Source organism: Peptoniphilus sp. GNH (assembly GCA_021307325.1).
In the GTDB taxonomy this organism is placed as follows: Bacteria; Bacillota; Clostridia; order Tissierellales; family Peptoniphilaceae; genus KA00134.
Genome location: CP089931.1, coordinates 1,240,175 through 1,264,069, shown reverse-complemented (window position 1 = coordinate 1,264,069; position 23,895 = coordinate 1,240,175). Strand labels below are relative to the sequence as shown.

Here is a 23,895-nt window from a genome sequence, read left to right as displayed (position 1 = left end):
TAAAATGTTTTCCATGAAAAGAGTGTACTATTTTTTTGGATTCATCTTGCTTATGTCTATTATTGCAGGAATTTACTATCCCAAATATAAGAATAAAGAGATTATAGAAATTGAAAACAAAAAATTAAAATTGCTAGACCAAGAAAATTATGGCAAACTTTGCAAGCTAGATAATTTTCCTAACGCCAAAATTTTTGCTGACAAGGATGTATATATCTTTGTTGTAGATGGATTTTCAAAGGATAAAGAAGACAAATGTAAATTTTTTAAAGAATTAAAAAAAACTGGTACTTACTTCAAAAATTATTATCAGGCTTCTTCTTTGGGACATATAGATGATGTTAATATGTCAATCCTCTATTCCATTTATCCGAGAGTAAAAAGTGACAACAAAAACATAATAGCGGCTTCTTCCTACAAATCTCTGGCTACTTATTTAAGAGATATGTCCTATGAAAGTGCTGGATTTTTACCTGAAAAAGACTATTTGAATTATGAAGATTTAAAGTTTGACATCTTGCTAAAGCATGAGAAGGAAATTTTAAATTTTATAAAAAATGGCAATAAGAAAAAATTTCTCTATGCCAATTTCAAGGTGAAAGACTCCAAGTCCATGGCAGATTTTGACAAGCAGATGCAAGACATAATTTCAAATCTCAAAGAACATAAAAAATTGAACAGCTCTCTTATAATATTTCTAGGAGCAAGCTCTAAAAAAGCGAATGAAGAAAAAGATGAGAACTTAAACATGCCTTTAGTTATGACAAGTTGTCCGGCATATGTTAAAAATGATTACATATCAAATCTGGATTTGCTTCCAACTATCCTTGGAGGTATGCAAGTTAAAGAAATCTACCCATTTTTTGGCAAGTCAATATTTTCGAAAGATTTCAGAGCCTTGACAATTTTAAAGTCTTATAAAAAAAGAGAGATCTATTCTAAAAAGTTTAAAATATCTTCAAAAGCTTGTCTGGGGAAAACTCAAATAGAAGCAAGAGACGCCAAGGGGCAAGAAATCAATTTAGCTGAAAATGAAGTTTTCTTGAGGGCATCTCACTATATGACTGATCTATCGGAATATCTAACAAGTGGTAAGGCGGCAGAGCAGGTCTTTAAAAATAGAAATAGAGCCATCTCTTTTGATAAAATAAAAGATGAATTTATAATAATGCATGCAGGTGGAGAGATTGCAGGTATTAGCTATTGCAATTTAAAAGAAGCAATAGACAAGCACTATGATCTTGGAAAAAGATATTTTGAGCTGGATTTTCAAAGGAGTAAGGACGGAAAAATAATTTTATTGCACGATTTTGGAGGTTTTGTAAAAAAGTTTTTTGAAGTAAAAGAAGATGTACTCTATTCAGAGGCAGAATTTATGAATTTCAAGTCAACTCATGGCTACAAGCAGATGAATATCTATACTTTAAAAAAATGGCTGGAAAATCATAAGGATGCCTATATAGTGACTGATATGAAAAATGATAATATAGCCATGCTTAAAGAACTAAAGGAAAAGCTCGGCAATGCTTGGGTCAATATACTTCCTCAAGTCTATTCTTTTAAAGAATATCAAGAAGCAAAAAATCTTGGATTTGAAAAAATAATCCTCACCATGTACAAATTAAACGAAAAATCCAGTAGTATATTAAATTTTATAAAAAGAGAAGATCCCTTTGCCATAACAATGAATGTGAAACTTGTTGACACATACCTGGGGCAAAGCATTCTAAAAACGGCAAAAAGAGTCTTTGTCCATACAGTAAATGATAAAAAAGAGTTAGAGAAGCTAAAAGATATGGGAGTAGATGGATTTTATACAGATAGACTTTGAAAAACGTTAAAATGTGATTGAAGTCTTTGAAATATTCAATTTTAAAATTAAAATATTTAAAATATCAAGACAAATTATAAATATTAGTCTAAATACATGGCAAAAACAAGCCTTTTAACTTGAAATCAATACCTATATATGCTAGAATACATCTGTTATAAATAAGTGAGGGGGAAGAAAATGAACACATTACTTTCAATTATAATTGTAATTACAAGCATAATAATTATAGTTGCTGTGGCAATGATGGAAAGCGAACAAGCTGGTCTAGGCACTCTAGACGGCAGCGTAGAATCTCTCTGGGGCAAGAATAAAGGCTCAGGAAAAAAAGAGATTTTAAACAGGACTACCATAGTAGCATCCATAATCTTTGCGATTGCTCTAGTTGTCATGTCAGCAATCTAAAAAAGCGGGAGGATTAGATGATAGTAGAAAATATTTTGTATGTAGCTCCAATTGTTGGTGTTATTGCACTTCTATTCGCTCTTTTTAAGTCAAGTTTTGTAGCAAAACATGATGCAGGAAATGAAAGAATGAAGGAAATTTCATCATATATACATGATGGGGCTATGGCTTTTTTATCAAGAGAATATAAGGCATTATTAATTTTTGTAATCGTATTATTCGTTATACTGACTCTTGGTATTAACCTAAAAACAGCTATTTGTTTCATTTTTGGTTCCTTATTCTCTGCAATCGCAGGCTATATAGGAATGCAAGTTGCAACAAAGGCAAATGTTAGAACTGCTCAAGCAGCAAAGACTCATGGCTTGGGAAGAGCACTTGATGTTGCTTTCTCGGGTGGCGCTGTAATGGGCATGTGTGTAGTAGGACTTGGAATCATAGGTATTTCAATTGCTTATTGGATTTTTAAAGATGTAAATATAATAACAGGCTTCTCCTTGGGAGCTTCTTCAATCGCTCTTTTCTCAAGAGTTGGTGGAGGAATCTATACCAAGGCAGCAGACGTTGGAGCAGACCTTGTAGGTAAGGTTGAATCAAACATCCCTGAAGACGACCCTAGAAACCCAGCTGTAATAGCCGACAATGTTGGAGACAATGTTGGAGACGTTGCAGGTATGGGAGCTGACCTTTTCGAATCTTATGTTGGAGCTCTTTTATCTGTAATAACACTTGGTGTTGCAGCCCATGAAGCCATAGGTGTAGCTTATGGATTGGGAATTGCAGCTGTCGGAATATTGGCATCAATAATCGCAGCCTTCTTTGTAAAGGGCGACAAAAACCCACAAAAGGCTCTAAACGGGGGAACTTATATAGCTTCTATTGTAACAATTATAGTAGCTTTCTTCATGTCCAAACATTTATTTGGAGATTTCAAGGCTTTCGTACCTGTAATAGCTGGTATTTTGGTAGGTCTTTTGATTTCTAAATTCACTGAATACTATACATCAGATGAACATAAACCAGTAAAGCATATAGCGGAAGAATCTGAAACTGGCCACTCAACAAATATAATAGCTGGTCTTTCGGTTGGTATGATGTCAACAGTAGGCCCTATAATAATGGTTGCAATCGGCATTATCGTAGCCTATGCAGGTGGTGGCGGAACAAGCAATCCTATAGAAGGTCTATATGGAATAGCACTTGCAGCAGTAGGTATGCTTTCAACAGCTGGTATGACAATTGCAGTTGACGCTTATGGTCCAATAGCAGACAATGCTGGTGGTATAGCTGAAATGTGCGAGCTTCCAGAAGAAGTAAGAGAAATCACAGACTCTCTTGACTCAGTAGGAAATACTACTGCAGCTATTGGAAAGGGATTTGCAATCGGTTCAGCCGCTTTGACAGCCCTTGCTCTTTTCGTATCATATATCGAAGCAACTAAGCTTCCAAATATAAACATAGTAAAACCTGAAGTAATAGCAGGAGCTTTTATAGGTGGTATGCTTCCTTTCGCATTCTCTGCTATGACCATGAGCGCTGTTGGTAATGCAGCCTCAGCTATGATTGACGAAGTAAGAAGACAATTTAGAGAAATCCCAGGCATCATGGAAGGAAAGGCTAAACCGGAATATGCTAAGTGCGTTGACATTTCTACATCAGCAGCTCTTAGAGAAATGATTGTTCCAGGTCTTATAGCAGTAATTGTTCCAGTTTTAGTAGGAATTCTTTTGGGAGCAGAAGCTCTTGGAGGACTTCAAGCCGGAGCTCTTGTAACGGGCGTTCTAATGGCAATCTTCATGTCAAATGCCGGTGGAGCTTGGGACAATGCTAAGAAGTATATAGAAGGTGGCACTCACGGCGGAAAGGGCTCTGATGCACACAAGGCCGCTGTAACAGGAGATACAGTCGGAGATCCATTTAAGGACACTTCAGGTCCTTCCTTGAACATCCTAATAAAACTTATAACTGTAGTTTCATTAGTGTTCGCACCCCTATTTATAAAATTTGGAGGAATACTCCTTAAATTCTAAAAAACAGAAAGAGGCCTTCGGGCCTTTTTTGTTTCCGAGATAAAATTGTAGTTGAGGCTTGATTTAATATAATAAAGCGTCTATCCAGAGGTGTTACATGAAAATAAAATTTGATTTAAATAGTGCAATTCTACTCTTCATAGGTGCCATAATATGGGGATTTGCTTTCGTTTTCCAAGCAAGAGGGATGAATCATATAGGACCTTTTACCTTTACCGCTCTAAGGTCTATAATAGCGTTCCTATTCTCCTTGATAGTAGTAGTGATGCTGCCAAGCTTATCCAAGACCCAAAGAGAAAAGACCAAAGAAAATTATTTGAGTAATATAGCAGCTGTGAGAGGCGGAATTTATGCTGGTATTGTAATATTTATTGGAATGAGTTTCCAACAAGTTGGTATTATCTATACAAGCGCCGGCAAGGCTGGGTTTATAACTGCCCTTTATATTGTAATGGTTCCCATTCTCGGGCTTATTTTCAATAAAAAGATGCTTCCCATAAAGGTCTGGTTATGCCTTTTGATTTCAATTATAGGCTTTTATCTTATAAGCATAAGAGGTAAAGTGCACATATCAAAGGGGGATCTCTACGTCTTTATAGGTTCTTTGTTTTATGCCGTTCACATATTGATTCTTTCACATTTCTCCCCGAGAACAGACGGTATAAAGCTAAATGGTATGCAATTTTTAGTGGCAGGGATTTTATCTCTTTCTGTTGCCGTCTTTAAAGAAAAAATAGATATAAAGTCCATATATGAAGCAGGTTTAGACATCCTCTTTGTGGGGATTTTATCTTCTGGTGTAGCCTATACCCTTCAAATTATCGGACTAAAGAAAATGGATCCGACCTTGGCGACTATGATATCTTCTACCGAGTCAATTTTTGCGGTGGTGGGAGGAGTTTGGATTCTAAAAGAAACTCTTACAAGTACAGAGTTTATAGGATGTTTTTTGGTATTTTTTGCGACCATATTCGCCCAGCTGCCAGAAGGATTTTTAAAGAAAAATAAAATTTCTAAATCAGCAGATTAGATTTTCGATCTGCTGATTTTTTATTGAAATGGCAGTACAATTTATATAATATAAAGCTAGAAAGGAGCAAGAAATGGAATTTACTAAAATAGAAAAAGCCTACGAAAGGATAGGCAAAAAGGTTAAAAAAACGCCTTTGATACCTTTAAAAACCATAGGACAAGACGCTTATATAAAAATGGAATCACTTCAAATTACAGGCTCTTTTAAAATAAGGGGAGCTCTAAATAAGATTTTAAGTCTTTCAAAGGAAGAACTGGAAAAAGGAGTTATCGCTTGCTCTGCAGGAAACCATGCTCAAGGGGTCGCCATGTCTGCTAGAGAGCAAGGCATAAAGTCTACAATTTGCATACCAAGCATAGCGCCAATTTCAAAAATTGAAGCGACTAAGGCCCTAGGAGCCGAAGTTGTTTTGGTGCCAACGACCTTTGATGATGCCAAAAAAAGGGCATATGAACTTGCAAAAGAAAATGGATATACCTTTATTCACCCTTTTGATGACGAAGAAGTAATTGCAGGTCAGGGGACTATTGCGATAGAAATTTTGGAGCAACTTTCTGATGTTGATATAATAGTAGTACCCATAGGTGGTGGAGGACTTATATCTGGAGTTGCTCTTGCAGCCAAAACTTTAAAGCCAGAAATTCAGATAATAGGTGTTGAGGCTGCAACAGCTGCATCCATGAATGAGTCAATAAGACTTGGAAAAATTATAGAACTTACAAGTGCCTCTAGTATGGCCGATGGGATAGCTGTAAAAAGACCAGGAGAGCTTACTTATGCCATAACCAAGCAATACGTCGACAAGATTGTCTTGGTATCCGAGTCGGAAATTTCAGGAGCAGTCTTGGCTCTTATGGAACAAGAAAAAATAGTAGCCGAGGGTGCAGGAGCTACTAGTGTGGCTGCTCTTATGTATAATAAATTCGATTGCAAGGACAAAAAAGTAGTCTGCCTTTTATCCGGAGGCAATATTGATATGACGAGAATTTCCAAGGTAATAGAAAAGGGACTTTATAAGACCAAGAGGACTATGGAAATCATAATAAACTTAAATGACTATCCCGGTGAAATGAATAAGCTCACTAAGCTTTTTGATGATATAGGAGCCAATATTGTAGGAATAAATCAAGAAGTGGACTTGTTTGGAGATTTTATAGATACAATGAGGGTAAGAGTTAAGCTAGCAACAAGAGATCTGACCCACCAAGATGAGATTAAGCTCGCTCTTAGCTCGGCAGGATATGAATTTTCTTGACAAATAAAAATAAAGCGGATATACTTTTAATGTTAATTATCCTTGCACTGGTCTATTTGTGTAAAGACAAATTGGATGGTGCCATTTAGTCCATAGGGAGGTGAAGAGATGAAACACTACGAAGTTGTTTTAATGTTTTATCCTAAGTTTGAAGAAGAAAAGAGACAACAAGCTTTCGACAGATTGAAATCTATTCTTGAAACTGAAGGCAAAGTAAACAAAGTTGACGACTGGGGTATGAGAAAGTTAGCTTATGAAATTCAATATAACAAAGAAGCCTACTACACACTTGTAGACTTTGAAGCAAATGCTCAAACAGTTAAGGAATTTGATAGAGTTGCTAAAATTCTTGATCCAGTTATGAGACACATGATTGTAAACTTAGATAAATAAGGAGTCTAAAATGAACCTTGTAGCCTTATTCGGAAGATTAGTAAGAGATCCAGAGCTCAGATATACTCAAAGCCAAATGGCATATTGCAGATTTACTGTAGCTGTGGATAGAAGAATGTCAAGAGAAAAAAGACAAGAAGCGGAATCAAACAATCAGCCAACAGCAGATTTTATAGGCTGTGTGGCATGGGGAAAAACAGCAGAAATCATTTCACAATATTTTCAAAAGGGCTCTCAAATTGCCGTAGATGGCAGGATCCAAACTGGGTCTTATGAGAGAGATGGAAGAAGAGTCTACACAACTGATGTTGTTGTCAACAATTTCAGCTTTATAAACTCTTCTCAACCAGGACAAGCTGGAGGCCAAAAGCCTCAAAGACAAAATCCAGCTCCACCTGTAAATTCTGCCTATGATCAAGGCGGAAGCTTCGGAGATGACGACATGAGTGGTTTTTATCCCGTTGACAATGATGAGATTCCATTCTAAGAGCATAGAAAGGATTTTAAAATGCAAAGAAGATTTAGATCTAGAAGAAAAGTTTGTGCATTTTGTCAAGATAAGGAAAAAGAAATCGATTATAAAGACGTGCAAACTCTAAAGAGATTCATTTCTGATAGAGGAAAGATTCTTCCAAGAAGAATCACTGGATCTTGTGCTAAGCACCAAAGAAAGATCACTCAAGAAATTAAAAGAGCAAGACAAATCGCACTTTTACCATATAGTGCTGAATAAAAGTAGATTCAAAGCCAGGTCTGATAAATTCGGGTCTGGTTTTTTATTTGTTTAAAGTCATAAAAACAAAAGATGCTTTTTTAAAAATAAATTAAAGAGTATAAAATAAAAATAAAATGGACTTACAAAGCTTAGAGCCATAAGAGGTGAGTTTTGTTTTATATAAAAATTGCTCAAGATGTGTTAAACTTAGTATGAGGTGATAGATTGGAATTTTTTAGCAAAAATTTGAGAACGAATCTTTTAATAATTCTCAAATCTATTATGATTGCAATCGGGGGAATGTTTTTCCCTATTTTATACATTTTCTTTCCCAATGACATTTTATATGTCGGGGTCAAAGAAGGAATAGTAAAAGGAGTATTCGTATTTATTTGCGTAATGGGTTTTGTCGGAGTAAGTCTTGGCGTAAATTTTGCTATGACCTTGATGACTATATTTTTGCCTGCAATAATTTTAATGCATTATATGATTTCAACTAAAAGAAAGGCTAAAAACACCATCTTGGTAGGAGCCTTGAGTATATTTGTCTGCACAGGTCTTGTACTTTATTCAAGTGGACTTAAACCCGAATACTTTTCATCTGGAAAGGCTTTGGAAGATTTTTTACATTTAACTGAGTCTGTGAATTTGAAAAATTTTAAGTTAAATGCCTCAACTCAGCTGGCTTTAACCGAGCTTTTTAATGCTTTTGTTTCAACTCTTCCTGCAACTTTACTGTGTATGGCTCTTCTAATATCTTATTTGAGTTTGAGTTATACTGGAAGGAAACTTCTAATTGAAGGGCAAGCAATAAATCAGCCACATAAGTTTAGTTATCTAAAGTTTCCAAGAGCCTTGGGCTTTATCGGCCTTATCATTGGCATCTTGAGCCTTGCTTTTGCTGATAGCTTAAAAGCTTATGAGACTTATGTTTTGAATTTAACCTTGATTTTGAATTTTATATTTATAGCTGAAGGGTTGGCTCTTGCTTTTTTTCAATTGGACAAGATAAGAGCACCAAGATTTGTAAAATTTGTACTTTTTCTGCTTATAATTTATTTCAACCCTTTGCAGATAATGGTAGCTTTTTTGGGAATGCTTGACTCCGTTTTAAACTTTAGAAAGCTTCCCGATGAGGTGATTTGATATGGATGAAGATTTAAAACTTAAAGACTTTATAGGATATTTTATAGCTAGCGGAATTTTGGTTGTAATTTTAATTATATTAAAGCCAATTCTGGGTCTTGTAGGTCTTATAGCCTATGTGGCTGGCATTTTTTATGTTGCTAAGACCATAGAAATAAAAAACAAGCTCAGTAAGGAAAATCAAAAAAGACTTGTGAAGGGGACGGATTCTCTTGCTAAAAAGGCTGTCTTTAATATGCCTTTTCCTCTTGTAGTAACTGACAACAAGGGCAAAATCCTCTGGCACAACACAAATTTTCAAAAAATTTTTGGAGAAGATTCCCTAGTGGGTATGGATTTTAAAAGTCATATAGATTTGGGCGGGGATGATACAGAGAAAAAACTAGACCAGGGCAAGGCTGCGGATGTGGTGATAAAGGACAAGCACTACTTGGTATATCCTGCCTATTCCAAAGATTTAGAAAATGACCAACTTGGTATGTCGCTTTTTTATTTTATAGATCAAGACGACTACGAGAATTTGAAAGAAACCTTTGATGCCTCATCTCCAATAATTGCAAAAATTCAAGTTGACAATTATACAGAGGCAATAGATTCTTGCGATGAAATCAAACAACCGATTTTAACAGCTGAAATAGATTCCACTATTAGACTTTATTTTTCCGAGTACAATTCCCTTGTAAAAAAAGTAGACCAAGATGAATTTTTAGTTTTGATGAATGCTTGGGGCTTAGAACAAATAAAGGCCAAGAGGTTTGACATACTCGATGATATGAAAGAGCTTTCGGTTGGCAACTCTATACCTATTACTCTTTCGATAGGCGTTTCTTGTAAGAGCTTTGATTTTAAAAGTGCCTACGAAGAAGCCGACACATCTTTAGATATAGCCCTTGCAAGAGGTGGAGATCAGGCAGCTATAAGAAGCGGAGAGTCATACGAGTATTTTGGGGGCAAATCCAAGGCTGTTGAAAAGAGAAACAAGGTAAAGGCTAGAGTCCTAGGCACAGCCCTTAGGCAACTTATAGATCAGGCGAGTGATGTTTACATCATGGGTCACAAAAATGCTGACATGGATGCAATAGGATCTGGGATAGGGGTCTTGGCTGCAGTTAGAAATAGGCAGAAGAAGGGATACCTAGTACTGGACAAGTCTAATCCTTCAATAGATAATTTAATTTCCAGAATGCAGCTTGAAGAAGCAGACCTTTATACAAGAATCATAACTTGCGAAGAAGCAATAAACAATATAAGCTCCAATTCACTAGTTATAATGGTAGACAACCACAAACCGTCATTTACAGAATGCCCAGAGATTACAAATATGGGAAACAAGATCGTAATTATAGACCATCACAGGAGAGGCTCGGAATTTGTAATTGACCCTGTGCTTACCTATATAGAACCTTACGCATCATCAACCTCTGAATTGGTTACAGAGATGCTCTCATATATGGCAGATGACTTTGTGCTTAGTCAATTCGAAGCTGATGCCCTTATGAGTGGTATAGTCGTAGATACTAAAAACTTCACCTTCCAAACGGGAGTAAGGACATTTGAAGCGGCATCTATTCTAAGAAGATATGGGGCTGATATGCAAAGGGTAAAGGCCCTTTTTCAAGATGACTATGACACCATAAGGATGAGGGCAGAGGTTGTAAATGCTGCTCAAATTTATAAAAATGACATAGCAATTTCAACTTTAGAAAGGGAGTCTGGCAACTCAATCTTAATAGCAGCTCAAGCAGCCGATGAACTTTTAGATATAAATGGAGTGATGGCATCTTTTGTCATAACAAGAGCCAAAGACAAAAACCACATCTCGGGCAGATCTAAAGGCGAAATCTCGGTCCAACTTATCCTAGAAAAGCTGGGTGGGGGCGGACATTTTAACATGGCTGGGGCCCAAGTTGATGGAAGTATAGAAGAAGCTAAAAAAGCGCTCATAGGCGCTATTGACCAATACTTATTAGAAGGTGAGGAAAAAGCATGAAAGTAATATTATTAAAAAATATAAGTGGACTTGGAAAAGAAGGAGACTTGGTGGATGCTAAGGATGGCTATGCCAGAAATTTTTTATTTCCTCGCAAGGCTGCCATAGAAGCAAATCCAGAAAATCTGGCAAAGTGGAAAGAGGACAAGAAAGAAGCCGAAGCCAGAGAAAGACAAAATATAAAAGAGGCCCAAGAGCTAAAAAAAGTGCTTGAAAAAAATATTGTTCACATAGAAGCCAAGGGCGGCGAAAAAGGCAGACTTTTTGGTGCTATCACATCTGCTGATATAGGAAAAAGACTAGAAGAAGAATATAAGATAGAAGTCGATAAAAGAAAGATAGAACTAAAAGACAATATAAAACAAGCTGGAGAGTATAAAGTTCCATATAAAATTTATCAGGGAGTAGTTGCAGACTTAAGAGTACACATATCGGTGAAATAAGATGGACGATTTAGCACTAAAGATACCACCACATTCAGAGGAGGCAGAAGTTTCTCTTTTAGGAGCCATGATGCTTTCCAAAGAAGCTATTACATCCGCTGTCGAGGTACTAAGAGCAAAGGACTTTTATTCAGGAGCACATTCTGATATCTATACAGCTATGGTGAGTCTTTATAATTTAAACATGCCTGTGGATATAATCACAGTTTCCCAAGAACTAAAAAAGTTTAATGCTCTGGAAAAAGTCGGTGGCTTTACCTATCTATCAGATTTGTGTTCAAGTGTAGGAGCTGTTGGAAATGCTCCCTACTATGCAAAGATTATAAAAGAGAAATCTACCCTAAGAGAACTTATAAAAACTGGAGACGACTTGGTTAGCTCATCTTATGATCCGGCATCCACATCCGAGTCTGTACTTGAAAGAGCAGAGCAGAGTCTTTTTAACATAACACAAGATGCGAACAAGCAGGGTCTAGTTCCAATAAAAGAAGTTCTACTGCAAAACTTTTCGGAAATGCAAGAAAGAGCCAAGAATAAAACGGGGCTTACAGGTCTGACAACAGGATTTGCAGATTTAGACCTAAGACTATCGGGGCTACAAAAATCAGACTTGATTCTCTTAGCCGCAAGACCTTCTATGGGAAAGACTGCTCTTATGGTAAATATTGCATCAAATGCAGCTCTAAAAGCAAATGCCAAGGTTGCCATGTTCTCGCTCGAAATGAGCAAATCACAACTTACTCAGAGAATAATATCATCCAACACCCATTTGAATCTACAAAAAATCATATCGGGAGATTTGAATAGCGAAGAATGGACCAAGGTAGTGGACATCTTGCCAAAACTTTCCACCTTGGATATAGAAATAGATGACACTTCGGGCATATCGCCTATAGAACTAAAGGCAAAATGCAGAAGACTTAAAATGGAAAAGGGCTTGGATTTAATAGTAATAGACTATTTGCAACTCATGCAAATGGGAGGTAGAGTCGAGTCTAGACAACAAGAAATATCCGCCATATCCAGAGCCTTAAAAGGAATAGCTAAAGAGTTGGAAGTGCCAGTCATAGCCCTATCACAACTCTCAAGACTACCGGAAACAAGAGCAGACCACAGACCCATCCTCTCTGATTTAAGAGAATCGGGAGCCATAGAACAAGATGCTGACGTAGTCATGTTTTTGTATAGGGACGAGTACTACAATGCAGATACAGAAGAACCAAATGTTGGCGAAGTAATAATAGCCAAGCATAGGAACGGCCCAACAGGGACAGTCAAGTTAGTTTTTTTGCCAGAATTCACCAAATTTGTAAATATGAAAAAACAATAAACTAGCGACAAAGATACTCGCTAGTTTATTTTATAATCTATTAATTTATTTAAAATTTTAGAAATCAGTCATTTTTATAACCCAAAAAATTTGCAAACTTTTTAAGTTCATCGGGATGAGCTTGAAAAACTTTGTTTATTTTCATGTAATGGACTTTATAAAAGAAATCTCTAATCTTACTAAGAAGTGGCAGTTGTTCAAAAGAAAATATCAACTTATCTCCCAAATCTTTTTTAACCACAAAATCAGTAATAATAACCTCGTAATCAGAGTTTTTGATTTCTTCAAAATCAATTTGAAAATTACCATAAACATCTGTGTGTATATAGTTTGGCGACATAGTGTTTATAAGATCTGCAAGAGTCCTCGCATAGTATTGATCATAGCGACTCACAATCAAAGCCTTTGTAACAGATTGTGCTTTTATAAGCTGGGGTATAAGATTTGGCCAGAGCGTATAAACTGTGTAGATAAGGTTTTGGACCTTGTGCTGTGCTTTTGGATAGAACCTACACATATATTCTGTCAAAAAGACTTTAACATCATTATGGAAATCTATATTAAAGAATTTTAGATAATTCAATGAGTACTCCGAGTGATCGAGGAAAAAGTCCTCAGCGTCTACATTTGAAATTTTAAATCTGAAAAAAGTTGCTAGATCCTTATAGAATTCTAAGGAGTCTGGGATTTCCAGATTATATTTTTTTTGAAGGAAGGAAATTTTTTCCAGATAAAATTCATAGTTAGCCTTTGCCTTCATAAAATTTTTAAGCCGGTAGTCCAAATCATAGAAAAAGAAGAAGAATTCCTCATTCAAGAAGTAGGACATAATCTGATATGCTGTAAAAGTTTTATTTGCTCTAAACTCTGGGAAGGCCCTTTCTAAAAAGGCGCTAATCTCAGGCTTTTTGGCCAACTCTTCGATTTTTTGATACAAGTCATCATCTGTGGAGCTGATAGAAATTTTGTGAGATTTTTTTAAACGGATTGACGCAACTGCAAGCACAACCTTTATATATTCAAATTGGTCAGGATATATGCGATTTTGCACATAGTTTGTTATATGCCTTGCAAATGCGTTAGCCTCTTCTTCTCTCATAAAATCTTCAAATGGCCAATAGAGAGGATCTGGATTTGTTTCAATAAAAAGATTTACATAAAATTTTTGAATTTCACTTTCAGAACCTTCAAATTGCAATTTTGAATAAGAAAAAGTCAGATCATAAAAATCTGGAAGGCCATTGTTTAAAGTTTGTATAGCTCGAAATATAGAAGATTCACTAGTATTTAGATCAATTGCCAGATCTAATTTCGATTTATAGTCGCAGAAAAAAGTGCGTTTCAATATTCTGACAATAAGTGACTTATCAAGGAAAATCCTTTGCATAGTGACAAGACCGAAATTTGAATCAAATTTAACTCTTACCATAGACCCAGTATAATCAAATTCACACAAGTCGAAGAAAAGATCGTGCAATCGGTCTATATATGAACGAAGTGTTTTTTTGGATGTTCCAATATATAAGACAAGCTCATTATATTTCAACCACTTTCCGTTATTTCTATAAAAACAAGTTATAAGTTTTATAATCTTTTTTTCCTGTTCAGTAAACAACATGTTCATACCTCCGTAAAATGGTATCATAATTATTTTTCTATAATTTTAAAAAAAAATCAATTCAAAAATGTTTTTATTATGGAAAAAATTGAAAAATAAAAGTACATAAAATTTGTGCAAATATCACAAATAATTAAACTTAAATAAAAAATCTTTTATGATTTTTAATATTCTTCAGTAGAATAAAAAATATTTTATGCTGTTTCATATTTTTTAGTAAAATAAAAAATCTCTTATAATTTCTCGCATTCTTTAGTAAAGTAAAAAAATTTTCAAAAAAAATTCTAGCTAGACTGCTAGAATTTCATATTATAAGTTATAAACCTTTATTTAGTCAAGAAGTCCACCCTTGGTGTAAAGTTTATAGTAATATCCCTTTTTGTCCATCAACTCGGAGTGCTTGCCTCTTTCTACAATGCCATTTTCAGTCATGACTAAAATCAGATCTGAATTTTGGACTGTGGTAAGCCTATGGGCTATTGTAAGAGTGGTGCGACCCTTGGAGAGTTCTTCTAGAGATTTTTGTACTATCATCTCGCTCTTGTTATCCAAGGCTGATGTGGCTTCATCCAAAATTAAGATGGGTGGATTTTTCAAAAACACTCTGGCTATGGATATTCTTTGTTTTTGTCCGCCCGATAGTTTCACGCCTCTTTCTCCACAGTAGGTGTCAAATCCATTAGGCAGGTCCATAATAAAATCGTAGGCACCTGCCATTTTGGCAACTTGGATGACTTCTTCAAAGCTTGCATCTTGACGACCATAGAGGATATTATCTCTTATGGTTCCGGAGAAGAGGTATACATCTTGTTGGACTATACCTATATTTTCACGCAGAGATTTGATGGTCACATCTCTTATATCCTTTCCATCTATTAGAATTTGTCCTTCATCTATATCGTAAAATCTTGGGATTAGGTTACAAATTGTGGTCTTGCCAGACCCTGATGGGCCTACCAGGGCGACATTTTGTCCGGGTTTTATCTCGAAGCTCAAATCTTTAAATACATAGTCCAAGTCTTTTGAATATTTGAAAGAAACATTTGAAAAAATCAAATCCCCCTTTACATTTTTTATGTCTTTGGCATCTTTTTTGTCTGTGATATCTGGCTTTATGGCCATAATCTCTGAAAATCTTTCGATGCCTGTTATGCCTTTTTGGAACTGCTCTGTAAATTCGACCACTCTTCTAACAGTGGCAAGCATAGAAGATACATACATTACATAGAGAATCATATCGGATGGATGAAGCCTATTTCTGTACATGAAGTAGCCACCAGTCAATATAAGCGCTAGGTACATAAGCCCGTCAAATGTTCTAGTGACAGTCATAAAACCTGCCATGGACTTGTAATAATCTTTTTTTATGCCGAGAAAATACCTGTTGGACTTTTGGAATTTTTTGCGCTCCAAATCTTCGTTAGTAAAGGAGCGAACAACTCTAATGCCAGATATGGAATCTTCTATTTCTGAATTCAGATTGCCTATATGAATCCTCTGATTTTGTTGGGCATTTTTCATCCTCGTTCTGTAAGTTGATGCCATTATTATCATAAGTGGGATGATGGCATAGATTATAAGTGTCATAGGAAGATTTATACATGCTAAGATTATAAAAGATGCCAAAATTTTTAAAAATCCGATGAAGTATTCCTCTGGGCAGTGGTGGGCAAACTCTGTTATATCGAAAAGATCGTTAGTTATCCTAGACATGATTTGACCAATTCTACTTTCATTATAGAAAGAATCGGACAGCCCTTGCAAGTGGGAGTAGATGTCCCTTCTCATATCAGTTTCGATTTTGGCACCCATTATATGACCTATGGATGCCATGTAGTATCCAGAGATTATGTCAATAATTTTTATAAAAACAAAAATTGCTGCGAGTTTTAAAATGTAGGATATACCAAAAGCTGACGGATCATTTATGGCTTTTGATGATAGGGCTCTTAAAATAAGTGGCAGAACAATTTCTGCTATTGTCGTAAAACCGGCACAGCCTAAGTCCAAAAATAGAGTCTTTTTATATTTTTGGAAATAAGGCAGAACTTTTTTAATCGTCTTAATCATTTAATTACCTCCAAATTACAATTATAGCATAAGAAAAAGCCATTTCGTTTGACAAAGACGGCAAAAATTAATATACTCTTATTTGAAATTGGAGGAAATATGGAAAATTCAGCTAAGAAAATTGCTAGGTCAACCTTTGCAATTGTTTTTTTTGCTCTTATCGGGAAAATCCTGGGGCTTTATAGAGAAATAAAAATAGCGTCGATTTTCGGCTCGGGTATAGAAAAAGATGCCTTTACCCTTTCACAATCAGCGACAGCTATCATATCCGCCCTTATAACAGCCGCAATAGCTACGACCTTTATACCAGGTCTTCAGAGAATGGAAATGGAGCTTGGAGAAGGACACAAGCTTAAATATACCAATAATATGCTCTCGACAGTGACAATAATTTCTGGACTTGTCACTATTATAGGAATCGTCTTTGCAAAATATGTATCCATGTTGACAGCCTTTTTGGCGCCAGAAGAAACATTCAACTTAACTGTAATACTTACAAAAGTGGGCATGCCTGTTATGATTTTTTCTGCAATAGTTGGAGTGTTTACAGGCTTTTTGCAATATCAAGGAAGGTTTGCCGCAGCAGGTGCCATAGCCATCCCCCTAAATATAGTCTATATTGTGTATTTGGAAATATTTGCCAACCATAAAGGGGTCATAGGTTTGACTGTGGCTGGGGTGCTTGGAATTTTGGCTCAAATTATATTTTTGCTGCCAGATGCTATAAAAGAAGGATACAGGCCACAGCTTGTTGTAAATTTCAGAGATAAGTATGTAAAAGAAGCCTTGATACTATCTATCCCCGTTCTCATATCCACATCTATAAATGATTTGAATGTAATTGTAAATAGGACAATAGCAGGTGGACTAGGAAAAGGGGCTCCGTCTAATCTGGACTATGCCAACAAGCTCAATTTGATGATACTTGGCATATTTATAACAGCCATAACAGCTATTATATTTCCAATTTTGAGTAGGGAATTTGGATCTGGCAATATGATCCATGGAAAGAGAGTCATGAATGCCGGCATTAAGACAGTTTTATTTATAACTGTTCCTGCTACTGTGGGCCTTATTATTTTAGCAAGACCCTTTGTAGATATAGTCTATCTAAGAGGAAGATTCACCTTAGAAGATGCAAGAGAGGTCACATCTACTTTAAGATGCTACACCATAGCTTTGATTTCAATTTCTGTGTCAAATGTCTTAAATCGGGTCTACTACTCCCTTCACGACACCAAGACGCCCTTTGTAATTGGAGCTATAAATGTAGTTGTAAATGTGCTTTTGAATCTTCTTGTCGCTCATAAATTTGGCATTCAAGGTCTGGCATCATCAGTTTCTATAGCAACTACTATTGCAGTCTTTATATCTTTTGTACTATTGAAGAAAAAAATTGGCAATTTGGGGACCAAGTCTTATGTCAGGGCTTTGATTAAAACAATCATGGCATCCTTTGTCCTTGGCATAATCTGCCTGGCATATTTCCCCTTGGAAGCACCAGTTGTTGCAGTTTTAGGAGGAATTTTGGGAGCTAGAATAGCCAAACTCTTCCTCTTGCTTGCTCTTGTTGTGCTTGCTATGATAGCCTATGCTGGCACCTTATACATCCTAGGAGTAAGAGAAATAAAAGACCTTGTTAAGATAGCAAAGCTTAGAATGGCAGAAAGAAAAAATAAAAAACAAAAATAAGAACAAAAATAAAAAACAAAGATAAAAAACAAAGATAAAAAAGCCTCTCCATACCAAAAGGGTAGTGGAGGGGCTTTTATTATATTAGATTTCAAATTCCTGACCATCGTTTTTAATTACATGAATTTGACAAAAGTCGTAGTCTGATTGGAGCTTGTTTTTGAATTTTTCAGATATGGAAAATTCGCCCCACATATGCATAGGAAAAAAATGCTTGGGCCTTAGGGTCTTGATGTAATAATCGCCAGCGAGCCAATACGCATCCTTCATACGGGGGTCAACTGGAGCCATTACAAGGTCGAAGTTTTCTTTCTTAAACTTATCCACTTCGCCCTTGAACCAAATCTCCATCCTCTCGTGTTCTTCTTTAGAGTACCTATCCCAGACCCACCAATTGTGGTCGCCAGCAAAGAGGATATGTCTTTTCTCAACTTCCAAGCTCAAAAGGACTCCCTCATCGGTGGACTCTTCAAAGTGAAGTTTTAAATCATCCAGCTCGATTTCATCTTGAGGCTTTACTAGACGGATATTTTTTGGAAAAGATGAATCCACTTCTATATCGTCGCTTAATATATAGCACTTGGCATCATAATCAAAGATGACCCTGTCAAAGTGGTCTGCGTGCCTATGAGATGAGATAAAATAAACCTTTTTATCTCTAGGTAGACGGAGATTTCCCTTCCCAAAATAATCAAAGACCAAAAAATTATCCTCCAGTTCAATCGTAAAACAGGAGTGGTGAATGAATTTTACTAGCATATTTCCTCCAATTAACATTTATCTATCTTATAATTTATAATTTTTCATCACAACTATTACACATATACCCATTAAAATGGGTACCATAGATATGAAAGGGGAAAATAAAATGGAAGATCAAAAAAATGATTTACAAAATTTTGAATATACCTACAAAAAAAAGAAAAGAGAAAAGGGCAAAGTAAGCGTGATATTGGCTCTGGTACTCTCTCTTATCGGAGGAGCAGTTGGAGGCTCGCTTGGATATTTTGCAGCTGCAGAAAATTTCAAATATAAATATCAAGTAACAGAACAAAATATACAAAGCGCCGCTGCAAAAGATGAGTCTAAAAAACTTGTGGTCAACACATCCACAAGCCCGGTATCGGCAGTTGCCAAGAAGGCTATGCCATCAATAGTAGGAATCACAACCACTATGATAGAGGAAAAAGACACCATGTTTTTTGGAAGGGTAACTCAAGAAATCCCTGCTACTGGCTCTGGAATAATATTAAATAAAGAAGGATACATCTTGACAAATGCTCACGTGGTAAATGACGGAAAGGTGACAGATTGCAAGGTAATGCTAGATGATGGCACCTATGTAGACGGAAAAGTCGTCTGGACAGATAGGACCTTGGATGTGGCCATAGTAAAGGTAAAAACAGATCATGAACTTGTGCCAGCAAGCCTTGGAGATTCGGATAAAATTTCCATAGGTGATTTGGCAGTAGCAATAGGTAATCCAATAGATCCTGCTTTTCAAAGATCTGTAACATCAGGAGTTATATCTGGTCTAAATAGAGTTGTCGGTCAAGTATCAGGCGGAGGATATATGACAGGGCTTATCCAAACAGATGCAGCCATCAATGGAGGAAACTCTGGCGGAGCCTTGCTAAATGCAAATGGCGAGGTGATAGGTATGAATACTGTCAAAGTGTCAACAGCAGAAGGTCTTGGATTTTCTATTCCAATAAATTCAATAAAACCAATAATAAAAGAAGTGCTAGAAACAGGCACCTATAAGCCACCAGTTCTAGGCATTGACCAATACGATGTCGAAGATGCCCAAAGATTTATGAGAAAGGATTTGGGAGCGGAAAAAGGCGTTTTGGTAATAAATGTTTACAAGGATTCACCAGCCCACAAGGGCGGTATCAAGCCAGGAGACATAATCACCAAAGCAGGAGATGTGGATGTAGTAAATACAGACTCCCTAAAAACGGCAGTCTACAAGGCCAAGATAGGCGACACCATGAAATTTAAAGTTCTAAGAGACGGAAAAGAAGTTGAACTTGAAATAAAATTTGAAGAATATCAAATTTCTAAAGACCAAAACAAGGACCAAGTCTTTACAATAAAATAGTTAAAGGGTCTATAAGGACATGCCCTCTTTACCGAAAAAATGGTGAAGAGGGCATTTTTATATTTTTATATAATTTATAAGCCATCTTCATGATATAATTAAAAATACTGACAGATTAAGAACTTGAAGATGCTATTTAAAATTTTTGCAGGTTTGTAAAAAAGCGGATTCAGCAATGAGTGTAAAATGAAAGTAAGGTGATTTAATGAATGATAAAATTCAAAACTTTTCAGAAATTGGAAAACTAAAAAAGGTCATACTACATCGCCCAGGCAAGGAGTTGACCAATCTGGCACCTGATCACATGGATGAGTTGCTTTTTGATGAGTTACCATTTTTAGATGCGGCCATAAAAGAGCATGATTATTTCGCCAAGGTATTGGAAGATGAGGGAGCGAGAGTTTATTATCTCGAAGAGCTCGCAGCAGATTCCATAAAGGATGAGGAAATAAAAAAAGAATTCATTGAAGAATTTTTAGAGCAAGCCGATATAGAGGTCAAAAGAGAGAAGGCCTTTCTAAGAGATATGTTAATGGAGCTTTCCCAAGAAGACTTGGTACTCAAAATGATGGAAGGCACGAGAAAATCAGAACTTAAGCCCTATGAAAAAAGATATCTACACGAGATTTTGGATCAGGACGCATTTTTTGTGACAAAACCAATGCCCAATCTTTACTATACCAGGGATCCATTCTCACTTGTGGGAAATTCGGTGGGCATTTTTAATATGTGGTCCAAGACTAGAAAGCGGGAAAGTATTTTTGGCAAATATATCTTCAAATACCACGATGAATTTAAAATTGCAGATCAAGATTTGCTCTATACCCCAGATATGCCAGCCTCAATAGAAGGAGGGGACATACTCATACTATCAAAAGAAGTAATAGCAGTGGGGACATCTCAAAGGACTGGAGCAGTTGCCATAGAAGAGTTTGCAAAAAGAGTGCTAAGACATTCAGACTTCAAAAAAGTTTTGGTATTTTCCATTCCCAAGAAAAGAGCCTTTATGCACTTGGATACGGTATTTACTATGGTCGACAAGGATTTATTTACCCTGCATCCAGAAATCGAAGAATCCCTTTGCATCTATGAAATAAGTCTAAAAGACGGAGAAATAAGCGTAGTAAAAGAAGAATCCAAGATAGAAGATGTCTTGAAAAAACATCTTGAAATCGACAGAATTGATATAATCCGTCAAGGAAAAGGAGGACTTCTTGATGCGTCAAGGGAACAATGGTCTGATGGCTACAATACCCTTGCAATAAGCCCGCGTGAAGTTGTGGTATATGATAGGAATGTAGTTACCAATCAAATCTTAGAATCTTATGGAGTAAAACTTCACATAATAAAATCTGGAGAGCTCTCAAGAGGAAGGGGAGGCCCCAGATGCATGTCAATGCCAATTGTAAGAGAATAAAAAAAAGACTACTTTTAAATAAGTAGTCTTTTTTTACATACTCAAAAAATTCACCAACAAAAAAACATTGGTCTTTGGTTTTACGTGCATACGAGGTATCGCCAAGGGATTGATTTTATTTATCTTTCCAGGAAGCTTCTTGGCACCGACAAAGCCAAGCTCAAGGCCGGACTCTCTAGTCGCCTTAAAGATAATGTCATTTACCATGGACCCTGGATAGGCAATAGCAAAAGGAAAATCAGAAGTGCCATATCTATAAATCACTGAGTTATTCCAGATTAAATCATTTTTCAACTTCAAAAAATAATGCTCGTCACTTTCCCCGTCTAGAGGAGCACTCATGAGAGTCTTGCCCTTGTTGGGGCCATCATAGAAAGGATCGTGAAGATTGTAAGAATGAGACTCTATGTCAAAACATCCACTCTCATACATCTCTCTTATATCTTGCCATGACAGATATCCCGGCGTGCCGACCTTGGAGCCAATCACAAAAACAGTAGCTCTTGCCTTGTACTTTTTTAAAATAGGCAGGACATTAGTATAATTATCCTTGTAGCCATCATCAAAGGTAATTAGCAAGGATTTTTTATCAATAGACTTTTTAGAAAGGGCATCTTTTACATCTCTCATAGAAAGAAATTTAAAAGATCTATTCGAAAGAGCCTCTATAATTTTTTCAAATCTTTCAGGCTTCATAACATACTCATTAAACTCATCGCTATCCCTTACGCTGTGAAAAGTGATGACTTTCAAAGTCGAGTCCATCCTAAATTTCAAAGCGATAAATCCCAATAAGATGACTACAATAAAGCCAAATAAAAATTTCTTTTTCAAAATATCACCTAAAATATCCTATCATATCGGTTTAATAAAATCACCTAATAATATACAATTGTCATATGAAGAAAAAAAATAATATCCAAGTAAAAGTAGAAAAAATTGAATATCCAGCGTGGGGTTTTGGCACATTCGAAGATAGGGAGTACAAATTTAAAGGAGCCATACTAGGACAAAAAGTCGAAATAAAAAGAACAAGGGGAAAAAAGGCAAAACTCATAAAGATTTTAGAAAAATCAGACCTAGAAGAAAAATCATCTTGTCCTCACAGCGATTTGTGTGGAGGATGCAGCTACCAAACTCTTTCCTACAAGGCGGAAAATAATTACAAGAAAAAACTCCTAGAAGACTTGCTAAAAAATAACTCAATAGAAACAGACCTAGACTTTCAAGAAAGCCCAGAGCATGAAGGCTACAGAAACAAAATGGAATACACCTTTGGAGACGAATATCTGGGTTCAGACTTAGCCCTGGGCCTGCATAGAAAAGACAGATTCTATGAAGTAGTAAACACTGACGGATGCAAGATAGTTCATAGAGATTTTGACATAATAAGAGAAAAAGTCAGAAAATATTTTGACGAAAAAGGCTTTAGCTTCTACAACAGGAAGACCCACCAAGGGATTTTAAGACACCTTGTAATAAGAAGGGGATTTTCTACAAGAGAAATAATGGTAAATCTAGTAACCACAAGAGAGGCTGAAATAGAAAAAAGCTTCATAAACTACCTCTTATCACTCGAATTAGAAGGACAAATAAAAACAATCATCTGGACCAAAAATGACTCCTGGTCAGATGCTATAATCCCACAAGAAGTAGAAATACTATATGGCGAAGGATATATAAAAGACAAAATAGAAGACAACATCTACAAAATATCCCCCTTCTCCTTCTTCCAAACCAACACCCAATCAGCAGAAAAACTATTTAGAATGGCAATAGATATGATTGACCCCAAAGACAAAACAATCTATGACCTTTACTGTGGCGCAGGCACCATAGGCATATCCATAGCAAAGCACGCCAAAGAAGTAATAGGATGTGAAATAGTAGAAGAAGCAGTAAAATCAGCAAGAGAAAATGCCATCTTAAACGGACACGAAAACATAAGCTTCTATGCAATGGACGTAGGAGAATTTTTGCAAGAAAAGGGAACAGGCATGGACCTTGCAATAGTCGACCCACCAAGAGAAGGCCTCATGAAAAAAGCCATAGAAAATTTACTAAAATATAAGCCAAAAGAAATCCTATATATATCCTGCAATCCCGAAACCCTTTGCGATAACCTAAAAGACTTCAAAGAAGCAGGCTACGAAATAAAAGCCTTAAAAGGCCTAAACCAATTCCCCCGCACCCGCCATGTTGAGAGTGTAGTATTGATGTCAAGAAAATAATATAAGAGGTTATAAGACTGTTGAAATCAATGGCTTTTGGGGTTTTAGAAGAAATCCTAAAAGCCATTTTTCTATTTGAAAAATACCTTGTGGGAACATATTAATAGTAAAAATCGTAGGGGTGTGTAGACAGGATAGATATTTATAGGGAGAGTGAACAGAATAGATATATAAAATATATTAAAAAAAGAG

The 23,895-nt window shown here is 36.1% G+C and carries 20 protein-coding genes; 16 read left to right on the top strand and 4 right to left on the bottom strand.

The features are described 5' to 3' along the window. Window positions 1–4 precede the first annotated feature (4 nt). From LV469_06245 to dnaB, 12 genes are all read left to right on the top strand, one after another. Entirely contained in the window at window positions 5–1,831 is a 1,827-nt protein-coding gene (locus LV469_06245) for a hypothetical protein (protein ID UHR02242.1), read from the top strand. A gap of 180 nt (window positions 1,832–2,011) precedes the next feature. Beyond that, window positions 2,012–2,236, top strand: coding sequence for a preprotein translocase subunit SecG (gene secG, locus LV469_06240; GenBank protein UHR02241.1), 225 nt, complete (start codon window positions 2,012–2,014; stop codon window positions 2,234–2,236). Window positions 2,237–2,253: 17 nt separating this feature from the next. Beyond that, on the top strand, window positions 2,254–4,266 hold the full coding sequence (locus tag LV469_06235) for a sodium-translocating pyrophosphatase (protein ID UHR02240.1): 2,013 nt from the start codon (window positions 2,254–2,256) through the stop codon (window positions 4,264–4,266). A 97-nt stretch (window positions 4,267–4,363) separates the two neighbouring features. Then, complete coding sequence (locus LV469_06230; protein ID UHR02239.1) at window positions 4,364–5,296, top strand: DMT family transporter; 933 nt, start codon at window positions 4,364–4,366, stop codon at window positions 5,294–5,296. Between the two features lie 73 nt (window positions 5,297–5,369). Next, window positions 5,370–6,554 (top strand): threonine ammonia-lyase, encoded by a 1,185-nt coding sequence (gene ilvA, locus LV469_06225; GenBank protein UHR02238.1) that lies wholly within the window; start codon window positions 5,370–5,372, stop codon window positions 6,552–6,554. 108 nt (window positions 6,555–6,662) lie between these two features. Continuing rightward, window positions 6,663–6,947 carry a 30S ribosomal protein S6 gene (rpsF, locus tag LV469_06220; GenBank protein UHR02237.1) on the top strand — a complete coding sequence of 95 codons (285 nt, stop codon included), beginning with the start codon at window positions 6,663–6,665 and terminating at the stop codon, window positions 6,945–6,947. Between the two features lie 10 nt (window positions 6,948–6,957). Beyond that, complete coding sequence (locus LV469_06215) at window positions 6,958–7,434, top strand: single-stranded DNA-binding protein (GenBank protein UHR02236.1); 477 nt, start codon at window positions 6,958–6,960, stop codon at window positions 7,432–7,434. Window positions 7,435–7,455: 21 nt separating this feature from the next. After that, the gene (gene rpsR, locus LV469_06210) at window positions 7,456–7,680 is read left to right on the top strand and encodes a 30S ribosomal protein S18 (protein UHR02235.1); all 225 of its coding nucleotides are present in this window, start codon (window positions 7,456–7,458) and stop codon (window positions 7,678–7,680) included. A 207-nt stretch (window positions 7,681–7,887) separates the two neighbouring features. After that, window positions 7,888–8,808, top strand: coding sequence for a YybS family protein (locus LV469_06205; GenBank protein ID UHR02234.1), 921 nt, complete (start codon window positions 7,888–7,890; stop codon window positions 8,806–8,808). 1 nt (window position 8,809) lies between these two features. After that, on the top strand, window positions 8,810–10,798 hold the full coding sequence (locus LV469_06200; GenBank protein ID UHR02233.1) for a DHH family phosphoesterase: 1,989 nt from the start codon (window positions 8,810–8,812) through the stop codon (window positions 10,796–10,798). Next, window positions 10,795–11,241, top strand: a complete 447-nt coding sequence (gene rplI / locus LV469_06195; GenBank protein ID UHR02232.1) for a 50S ribosomal protein L9 — start codon at window positions 10,795–10,797, stop codon at window positions 11,239–11,241. Before LV469_06200 ends, rplI begins: the two co-directional genes overlap by 4 nt. Before the next feature lies 1 nt (window position 11,242). Further along, a complete protein-coding gene (gene dnaB / locus LV469_06190) occupies window positions 11,243–12,571 on the top strand; it encodes a replicative DNA helicase (GenBank protein ID UHR02231.1) in 1,329 nt (442 codons plus the stop codon). A 64-nt stretch (window positions 12,572–12,635) separates the two neighbouring features. Here dnaB and LV469_06185 read toward each other — a convergent pair whose 3' ends face one another. Both LV469_06185 and LV469_06180 read right to left on the bottom strand, forming a co-directional pair. Next, entirely contained in the window at window positions 12,636–14,189 is a 1,554-nt protein-coding gene (locus LV469_06185) for a helix-turn-helix domain-containing protein (protein UHR02230.1), read from the bottom strand. Window positions 14,190–14,519: 330 nt separating this feature from the next. Then, window positions 14,520–16,259: an ABC transporter ATP-binding protein/permease gene (locus LV469_06180; GenBank protein ID UHR02229.1), complete on the bottom strand. Its 1,740-nt coding sequence runs from the start codon at window positions 16,257–16,259 to the stop codon at window positions 14,520–14,522. Window positions 16,260–16,358: 99 nt separating this feature from the next. Between LV469_06180 and murJ the strand changes: the two genes are divergently transcribed. After that, entirely contained in the window at window positions 16,359–17,951 is a 1,593-nt protein-coding gene (gene murJ / locus LV469_06175) for a murein biosynthesis integral membrane protein MurJ (GenBank protein UHR02228.1), read from the top strand. An 84-nt stretch (window positions 17,952–18,035) separates the two neighbouring features. Here the strand turns inward: murJ and LV469_06170 are convergent, their stop codons facing one another. Then, window positions 18,036–18,710 (bottom strand): MBL fold metallo-hydrolase, encoded by a 675-nt coding sequence (locus tag LV469_06170; protein ID UHR02227.1) that lies wholly within the window; start codon window positions 18,708–18,710, stop codon window positions 18,036–18,038. 109 nt (window positions 18,711–18,819) lie between these two features. On the opposite strand from LV469_06170, the gene LV469_06165 reads away from it, so the two are divergent. Together LV469_06165 and LV469_06160 are read left to right on the top strand one after the other, a co-directional pair. After that, entirely contained in the window at window positions 18,820–20,055 is a 1,236-nt protein-coding gene (locus LV469_06165; GenBank protein UHR02226.1) for a trypsin-like peptidase domain-containing protein, read from the top strand. 205 nt (window positions 20,056–20,260) lie between these two features. Continuing rightward, a complete protein-coding gene (locus LV469_06160) occupies window positions 20,261–21,472 on the top strand; it encodes an arginine deiminase (GenBank protein UHR02225.1) in 1,212 nt (403 codons plus the stop codon). Between the two features lie 33 nt (window positions 21,473–21,505). Here the strand turns inward: LV469_06160 and LV469_06155 are convergent, their stop codons facing one another. After that, the gene (locus LV469_06155; GenBank protein UHR02224.1) at window positions 21,506–22,306 is read right to left on the bottom strand and encodes a polysaccharide deacetylase family protein; all 801 of its coding nucleotides are present in this window, start codon (window positions 22,304–22,306) and stop codon (window positions 21,506–21,508) included. A 65-nt stretch (window positions 22,307–22,371) separates the two neighbouring features. On the opposite strand from LV469_06155, the gene rlmD reads away from it, so the two are divergent. Then, complete coding sequence (rlmD, locus tag LV469_06150) at window positions 22,372–23,703, top strand: 23S rRNA (uracil(1939)-C(5))-methyltransferase RlmD (protein ID UHR02223.1); 1,332 nt, start codon at window positions 22,372–22,374, stop codon at window positions 23,701–23,703. Window positions 23,704–23,895: the final 192 nt, after the last annotated feature.

Coding starts and splice junctions, on each gene's coding strand:
- LV469_06245 (UHR02242.1), top strand. CDS start 5: ATGTTTTCCATGAAAAGAGTGTACTATTTTTTTGGATTCATCTTGCTT.
- secG (UHR02241.1), top strand. CDS start 2,012: ATGAACACATTACTTTCAATTATAATTGTAATTACAAGCATAATAATT.
- LV469_06235 (UHR02240.1), top strand. CDS start 2,254: ATGATAGTAGAAAATATTTTGTATGTAGCTCCAATTGTTGGTGTTATT.
- LV469_06230 (UHR02239.1), top strand. CDS start 4,364: ATGAAAATAAAATTTGATTTAAATAGTGCAATTCTACTCTTCATAGGT.
- ilvA (UHR02238.1), top strand. CDS start 5,370: ATGGAATTTACTAAAATAGAAAAAGCCTACGAAAGGATAGGCAAAAAG.
- rpsF (UHR02237.1), top strand. CDS start 6,663: ATGAAACACTACGAAGTTGTTTTAATGTTTTATCCTAAGTTTGAAGAA.
- LV469_06215 (UHR02236.1), top strand. CDS start 6,958: ATGAACCTTGTAGCCTTATTCGGAAGATTAGTAAGAGATCCAGAGCTC.
- rpsR (UHR02235.1), top strand. CDS start 7,456: ATGCAAAGAAGATTTAGATCTAGAAGAAAAGTTTGTGCATTTTGTCAA.
- LV469_06200 (UHR02233.1), top strand. CDS start 8,810: ATGGATGAAGATTTAAAACTTAAAGACTTTATAGGATATTTTATAGCT.
- rplI (UHR02232.1), top strand. CDS start 10,795: ATGAAAGTAATATTATTAAAAAATATAAGTGGACTTGGAAAAGAAGGA.
- dnaB (UHR02231.1), top strand. CDS start 11,243: ATGGACGATTTAGCACTAAAGATACCACCACATTCAGAGGAGGCAGAA.
- LV469_06185 (UHR02230.1), bottom strand. CDS start 14,189: ATGTTGTTTACTGAACAGGAAAAAAAGATTATAAAACTTATAACTTGT.
- LV469_06180 (UHR02229.1), bottom strand. CDS start 16,259: ATGATTAAGACGATTAAAAAAGTTCTGCCTTATTTCCAAAAATATAAA.
- murJ (UHR02228.1), top strand. CDS start 16,359: ATGGAAAATTCAGCTAAGAAAATTGCTAGGTCAACCTTTGCAATTGTT.
- LV469_06170 (UHR02227.1), bottom strand. CDS start 18,710: ATGCTAGTAAAATTCATTCACCACTCCTGTTTTACGATTGAACTGGAG.
- LV469_06165 (UHR02226.1), top strand. CDS start 18,820: ATGGAAGATCAAAAAAATGATTTACAAAATTTTGAATATACCTACAAA.
- LV469_06160 (UHR02225.1), top strand. CDS start 20,261: ATGAATGATAAAATTCAAAACTTTTCAGAAATTGGAAAACTAAAAAAG.
- rlmD (UHR02223.1), top strand. CDS start 22,372: ATGAAGAAAAAAAATAATATCCAAGTAAAAGTAGAAAAAATTGAATAT.